The 6,745-nt window shown below is 73.9% G+C and carries 6 protein-coding genes; 1 reads left to right on the plus strand and 5 read right to left on the minus strand.

Annotated features, from left to right (window positions below):
- Nucleotides 1-14: 14 nt before the first annotated feature.
- The 3 genes from E1300_RS03225 to E1300_RS03235 all read right to left on the minus strand — a co-directional run bounded on the left by E1300_RS03225 (nt 15) and on the right by E1300_RS03235 (nt 3,005).
- Nucleotides 15-623, minus strand: coding sequence for a permease-like cell division protein FtsX (locus tag E1300_RS03225; RefSeq protein WP_131755336.1), 609 nt, complete (start codon nt 621-623; stop codon nt 15-17).
- Nucleotides 620-1,162 carry a SigE family RNA polymerase sigma factor gene (locus tag E1300_RS03230; RefSeq protein WP_242618916.1) on the minus strand — a complete coding sequence of 181 codons (543 nt, stop codon included), beginning with the start codon at nt 1,160-1,162 and terminating at the stop codon, nt 620-622. The genes E1300_RS03225 and E1300_RS03230 overlap by 4 nt, the downstream gene beginning before the upstream one ends.
- Before the next feature lie 133 nt (nt 1,163-1,295).
- Complete coding sequence (locus E1300_RS03235; RefSeq protein WP_131755337.1) at nt 1,296-3,005, minus strand: S8 family peptidase; 1,710 nt, start codon at nt 3,003-3,005, stop codon at nt 1,296-1,298.
- 251 nt (nt 3,006-3,256) lie between these two features.
- Between E1300_RS03235 and E1300_RS03240 the strand changes: the two genes are divergently transcribed.
- The gene (locus E1300_RS03240; RefSeq protein ID WP_131755338.1) at nt 3,257-3,829 is read left to right on the plus strand and encodes a PepSY domain-containing protein; all 573 of its coding nucleotides are present in this window, start codon (nt 3,257-3,259) and stop codon (nt 3,827-3,829) included.
- 18 nt (nt 3,830-3,847) lie between these two features.
- On the opposite strand, the gene E1300_RS03245 is transcribed toward E1300_RS03240, so the two are convergent.
- Together E1300_RS03245 and tmk are read right to left on the minus strand one after the other, a co-directional pair.
- Entirely contained in the window at nt 3,848-5,005 is a 1,158-nt protein-coding gene (locus E1300_RS03245; protein ID WP_131755339.1) for a DNA polymerase III subunit delta', read from the minus strand.
- Between the two features lie 28 nt (nt 5,006-5,033).
- On the minus strand, nt 5,034-6,745 hold a 1,712-nt coding region (gene tmk / locus E1300_RS03250; protein WP_131755340.1), incomplete at its 5' end, for a dTMP kinase.

The following is a 6,745-nucleotide window of genomic DNA, read 5'->3' on the forward strand; positions in this document are numbered from 1 at the left end:
CGCTCGTCCTGAGGTCAGGACCGCACCGTGAGCACCGTGTCCACGCCTGGGCGGCCCAGCACGGCCACTATGACGCCCCGGGCGCCGACGCCGTCCCGCATCGTCACTTCGAACATGTCGGCCGCGTCGCCCACGGGACCGTCATGCCAGGGTCCATACTTCTTGAGCCTCTTCTTGGAGTACTCGTACGACTGGGCCTTCGAGATGTACGACACGTCCCTGACGTCCCCCCTGTCGCGCAGTCGGCCCGCCAGCGCCTGCCTCTGCGCGGCCGTCACGTCACGCCGGTCGCAGCTCGCGTTGGTGGACGTGCGCGCGCAGAGCTTCACCACGATGACGGGCCCTCCGGATCCGGGCGGCGACGTCTTGTCCGCGGACGCGGATGACATCGGCCTCGCTCCCTTCCCGGCGCCGAGGACGCCGCCCGCGGCCGCGCCTCCCACCGCCACCGCGGCGGCCGCCGCGACGGAGGCCGCCACGAGCATCGGACGCCGCAGGCCGCCGCCCGCGCGCCGTGCGCGGACAGGCCCGTCCGCGAACCTCGGGGCGGGGACGTCCTCGGGACCGAGGGTCCCGCCCACGGCTTCCAGCGCGTCCCTGAGACGCTCCTCGGTCGCGTTCACTGCTCCTCCTCCAGCATCCGGCCCAGCGCGGCGATCGCCCGGGACATGGTCGACTTGACGGTGCCGCGGCTCACCCGCATCGCGCCGGCGATCTCCTCCTCGGACAGGTCGCAGAAGTAGCGCAGCACCAGGGCCTCGCGCTGCCGGGCGGGCAGCCGGTGCAGCGCCCGCAGGACCTCCCGCCTGTCCTCGCCGACCATCGCCGCGGCCTCCGCCGACCACTCCGGCGGCTGGTGGAAGGCCCGGAACGGCCTCCGGCGCCGCCGCAGCGCCGTCCGCGACCCGTTCAGGACCGCCGAGCGGACGTAGACCAGGGCCCGCTCGCGGTCGCGCAGCCGCGACCAGCGCCGGTACAGGCCCGCGAACGCCTCCTGGACGACGTCCTCCGCCGTTCCCCGGTCGCCCACCATCACGAGGGCGAGACGCATCAGCCCAAGTGCGTGCCCCCGGTAGAGCTCGGTGACCATCGACGTCGCGTCGCCGGCCTTCTCGTCCGCCGTCGCTTCCGCCGCTTCTCCGGGCGGATGTTGAGCGGACACCGTTTCAGTCTCCATGTCCCAGAGACGCCACCGGCCCCTCCAGGTTGCTTCCGCCCCTCGACCGATTCGCGTGACACGAACGCGGCCCCCGACCGTCGTCCGGTCGGGGTCCGCGTCGGTGCGGTGCTACACGTCAGCGCTGGACGGCGTGCAGCGCGTCCACGATGCCGTTGCCGAAGAACCCGTTGCGCTCCTTGGAGCCCTCACAGGTCTGCGTCGAGGTGTGCTTCACCCACTCGCCGTCGGTGAGCCGGTACCAGACGTACTGGACGGTGTTCGGGCTCGGGCAGGGCTTGGCGGTGGCGGTGCCGCGCAGCACGCGCTCCACGAACGACGGGTCGAGCGTGAGCCCGCCGCGCTTGCGGTCCGGCCTGCCGTACTTGCTGACGATCAGCGCGGCGACGCCGACGGCGTGCGGCGACGCCATCGAGGTGCCCTGGATCGACTGGTAGTAGGCGCACTTGGCGCCGTTGCAGCTGCGGATCAGGTACGACACCTTCGGGGTGCCGTCGGCGTTGAGCTCGTCGCGCTCCTTGGCGAGGCGCGCGGGGTAGGCGGCCCAGATGCCGCGGCGGTCGTCCGGCTTGCCGTCGGGCGCGTCCACCTTGTCGCCGCCGGGGGCCGCGACGGCGACGTACCCGTTGCCGAAGCTGCTGTAGTACGACTTGCGCCCGCTCGGGCCGGTCGCCGAGATCGGGATGACGTGGTCGCCCTCGGACGGCATCGACACGCAGCTCGCCGGGACGGTCCGCTCGTAGGGCTTCTCACCCGGCACGGACGGGAAGTCCGGGCTCGTGTCGTCCACGTTGGTCTTGGTGTAGTCGACCAGGTCGTTGCCCGCGGCGGAGACCAGCGTGACGCCGCGCTCGTGCGCGAAGTCCAGCGCGCGCTGCGTCGCCTTGATGATCGTGCGCTGTTCGAGCTGGTCCGCGGGCTTGTCCGCGGGGTTGTTCGCGCAGTTCCAGAGCCAGGGGTCGATGTAGTACGACATGTTGACGACGTCCACGCCGATCTTGGCGGCGTAGGTCAGGCCGTCCACGGTCGGCTGGAGGTAGAACTGCCCGGAGTCCTGGCCCACGCGGATGTTGACCAGCGACACCTTGGGGGCGACGCCCGCCATGCCGAGCCCGTTGCGCGGCGAGGCGATGGTGGACGCGACGTGCGTGCCGTGGTCGTTGTCGTCCCAGTCGACCGGGTCCACGCACGACTTGAACTCGCAGGGGCCGTCGAGCTCGTTGCCGTCGGCATCGGTCGGGATGTCGGTGGTGAAGTTGCGGCTGAGCTTCTTGTTGAAGTTCGGCTTGACGTCGGGGTGGTTCCCGTCGACGCCGGTGTCCAGGACGCCGACGAGCACGCGCTTGTCGCCGGGCTCGGTCTTGTACGAGCCGGTCGTCGTCGCGTGGATCTGCTTCATGTCCCACTGGAGGTCCGCGAGCGGGTCCGCGTCCTTGGTGGGCTTGCCGGTCGGGGCGACCTTGCCCTGCGTCCCCGCGGTCCGCTCGACGGCGGTGGCGGCCTTCTTCGGGGCCTTGGGCGCCTCGCCGATGACGCGGTTGTGCGCGACGCCGTCCAGCGCGCGCTGGGCCGTCGCGTCGGTGACGAACGCGGGGTTGCGCGTGCGGACGGTGGCGACGCCCACGTCCTTGTTCTCGTGGACGATCGAGCCGCCGACCGCCTTCACGGCGGCGTGGGCCCGGCCGAGGGAGACGCCCTCCCTGTAGAGGACGACGTATTCCGAGAGCTCACCCTTCTTCTGGGGCTCGCTCGGAGCCGCGGAAGCGGGGTACACGAGCGGCGTCGTCGTGACGACGGCGCACGCGGCGGATATCAGGGCGCGCCGCAAGGCAGACCTCCTGGCCGTGGGGGGAGCTTGCCCGGGTTGGGTGGCTTAGCCAGGAGACGCTACTTGTGTTCTTGTTGAGAGACGCCTACGGGAATGTAACGAATAGGACCAGCTCTTGTAAGTCGCCCCTCCAACCCCCTCGCACTCCCCCTCCCACTTCCCCGCCCCCGGGAACCGCCCCGCACCGAGATTTTGGACGTCCGTGCCGAGCGCATCACGTTTACCCCTCCGATCAGGGGCATGGCACGGGAGTGAGACTCATCGCAGCGGCACTCGCCGCCTCCCTGGCCCTGACCGCGTGCACGAGCGGTCAGCGGGACCGGAACGTCAGCCCGGACGCCCCCGACACCACCGCCTCGTCCGGGAACGCGGTCGGCTCGTCCGCCACGCCGGGCTCGGGGTTCCCCACCGCCTCCGGTCTGCTCGAACGGGCCGGGGAGACCGCGCGGAAGGCCGTGCCCGGGTCGACCCTGACGGCCATCGAGTCGAACCAGAACGGCTGGAGCGCGAACCTGGTCGGCTCGGACGGCACCGAGCGCGTCCTCACCCTGAGCCCGGACGGCGGGCAGGTCACCGGCAACCAGGCCAAGAGCCAGGACGCGTCCGGCAAGAGCGAGAACCAGGCCGCGGTCAAGGCCGCCAAGCTCGACTACCGCGCCGCCGCCCAGCGGATGCGCACCGCCGCGCCGAACACCTGGATCACCGAGCTGAACCTCGACGAGAAGGGCGGCACCACCGTCTGGGAGGGCGACCTGCGCGGCGCGGGCGACTCCAAGCACCCGGTGACGATCGACGCCGCGAACGGCAAGGTCATCAAGTCCTAGAAGCCAGGCGACGGCCGGTCAGCCGGTGCGGAGGGCCAGCGTGAGGGCCTCGACGGCGAGCAGCGGGTTCACGTTCGCCTCCAGCCGCTCCCGGCACTCCATGATCGCGTCGAGCCGGCGGAGCGTCCCCTCCGGGCGTCCCGCGGCGGCCGCCGACCGCAGCTCCGCGCCGAGATCGGTGTTCACCAGCTCCGTGCCCGCCCCGAGCTGGAGCGCCAGTACGTCCCGGTAGTAGGACGCGAGGTCGAGCAGCGCGCGGTCGAGCGCGTCGCGCTTCACCCGGGTCGCCCGCGACTTCTGCCGGTCCTCCAGCTCCTTCAGCGCCCCCGCCGTGCCGCGCGGCATCCGCCCCTTCGCGCTCTCCCCCAGCGCCTGCCGCAGCGCGGACGTCTCGCTCTCGTTCAGCTCCTCGGTCTGGACCTTCGCCTCCGCCTCGGCGGCCTTCACCAGCGTCTCCGCCGCCGCCACCGCCGGACCCACCGAGGTCAGCCGGCGCGGCAGCGCCAGCACCTCCGCCCGCCGCCGGCGCGCCTCCGGGTCGGTCGCGAGCCGCCGCGCCCGGCTGATGTGGCCCTGCGCCGCCCGCGCCACCACGTCCGCGGTCTCCCGGTCGACCCCGTCGCGCAGGACGAGCACGTCCGCGACGGCCGCGACCGGCGGCGTCCGCAGCGTCACCAGCCGGCAGCGCGACCGGATGGTCACCAGCAGGTCGTCCGGCGACGGCGTGCACAGCAGCCACACCGTCCGCGGCGGGGGCTCCTCGATCGCCTTCAGCAGCGCGTTCGCCGCGGCCTCCGTCGCCCGGTCGGCGTCCTCGAACAGGACGATCTGCCAGCGCCCCCCGCTCGGCGACGACGACGCCCGCAGCACCAGCTCGCGGGTCTCCCGCACGCCGTAGGACAGCCCCGCCGGACGGACGACCTCCACGTCCGCGTGCGTCCCCTGGAGCACCTGGTGGCAGGACGCGCAGTGCCCGCAGCCGCGCGGCGTCTCGGCGCACTGGAGCGCCGCCGCGAACGCCCGCGCCGCGGTGGTGCGGCCCGCCCCGGGCGGCCCGGTGAACAGCCAGGCGTGCGCCATCTTCCCCGCGCCGCCGCTCCCGCCGCCCCCGTCCGCGGCGGCCGACAGTTGCGCGACGACCGGCTCCTGGCCGACCAGGTCATCCCACACGCTCATGCCTGAAAGGCTACGGCGTCCCCGGCCGTCAGACGTCCTTGATCGCCGGGAAGGTGCTGGTGACGTCCTCCGTCCCGGCCGGGACCGGGTCGGGCAGGATCTCGCGGATGCGGTACTGGATCTCCCGGCTCAGCTCGCCCTGCGGGCGGCTCGCGTCCAGCACGAGGTAGCGGTCGGGATCGGCCTCGGCCAGCGCGCGGAACCCCGCCCGGACCCGCTCGTGGAACTCCTGCGGCTCGGACTCGATCCGGTCGGCGGGCGCGGACAGCCGGCCGAGGCCCGTCCGCGGCGGCACCTCCAGCAGGACGGTCAGGTCGGGGACGAGGCCGCCGGTCGCCCAGGCGTTGACGCGGGCGATGTCGTCGACGTCCTGCCCGCGGCCGAAGCCCTGGTAGGCGAGGGACGAGTCGATGTACCGGTCGCTGACCACGATCGCGCCGCGCTCCAGCGCGGGCCTGATCACGTTGGCGACGTGGTCGGCGCGGTCCGCCGCGTACAGCAGGCTCTCACCGCGGTCCGACAGCCCGGTGGTGTCGCGGTCCAGCAGCATCGCGCGCAGCCGCATGCCGATCTTCGTGGCGCCGGGCTCGTGCGTGGAGACGACGTCGTAGCCGTGGTCGCGGAGCCAGATCGCGGCCAGCCGCGCCTGCGTCGTCTTGCCCGCGCCCTCGCCGCCCTCGAACGCGATGAACACGCCGCGGTTCCGCCGGGCGACCACCCGGTCATCGACGGCGGCCTCCTCGGGCGGGGTGTAGACGCGCCCGTCCAGCGCGGCGCGGACGTCGGCGACCAGGGGGATGCCGTGCCGGTCATCCAGCCGGCGGAACGCCAGCAGCCCCGCCAGCAGCGCCAGCAGCCCCGCGATCAGCAGCGCGGCGCCCGTCCCGTCGAAGTCGTAGTCGCCGCCGCCGAGCGACAGCCGCCGCGAGCCGATCGCCCCGGCCAGCGGCGGGACGGCCAGGACCACCACCAGCGCGGTGACCAGCGCCACCGAGCGCAGGAACGCGGCCGGACGATCCGCGTCCGGACCCTCGCCGGGCGCGTCGGGGTCGGCCAGCGCCGCCGCCCCCGTCGACCAGGCCGCGCCCGCCGCGACGCCCAGCACCGCCGCCGCGACCACCACCACGACCAGGTTCTGGACCAGGGACAGCACCACCAGCGCCAGCGCCGCGGCGATCACCGCGAGGCCGAGGAGCCTGCGGCGGCTGAACGGGCCGAGCACGCGCGGACCGAGGAACGCGCCGAAGCCGAGCCCCGCCGTCAACCCGGTCAGCAGCGCGCCGTAGCCCGCGTCCCCGCCGCCGAGCTCCGCCGTGTGGACCCGGGCCACCGCCACGACCGCGGCGACGGCCAGCGACGCCCCGGCGATCGCGAGGCCGAGGCCCCGCGCCGCGGACGGGTCGGCCGTGCGCGGCCCCTGGAACAGGAGCCCGACCGGCGCCGGAACCGACACCGGCTCCGTCCCCGGCAGCTCGCCCAGCGCCGCCACCGCGCCGCCCGCCGCGAGGAACACCACCGCCGTCACGTACAGCGCGAGATCGGCGCGGTCGCCGCGGCCGAACGTCCCGTCCGCGATCAGCGCGAGGACGGCGAACAGCAGCGCCGCGACCGGCGCCGGGGCGACCAGCGCGCGGACCGCCGACCGCAGCGAGCGTCTGCGCTCCGCCGGCGCCCGTCGGGGCGTGGATGCTGGGCGCCTACATGCAGACGCGCCGCCGCTACGTCCGGGCGGTGGAGGAG

Origin of the sequence: Actinomadura fibrosa (assembly GCF_900659615.1) — a bacterium.
Lineage (GTDB): Bacteria > Actinomycetota > Actinomycetes > Streptosporangiales > Streptosporangiaceae > Spirillospora > Spirillospora fibrosa.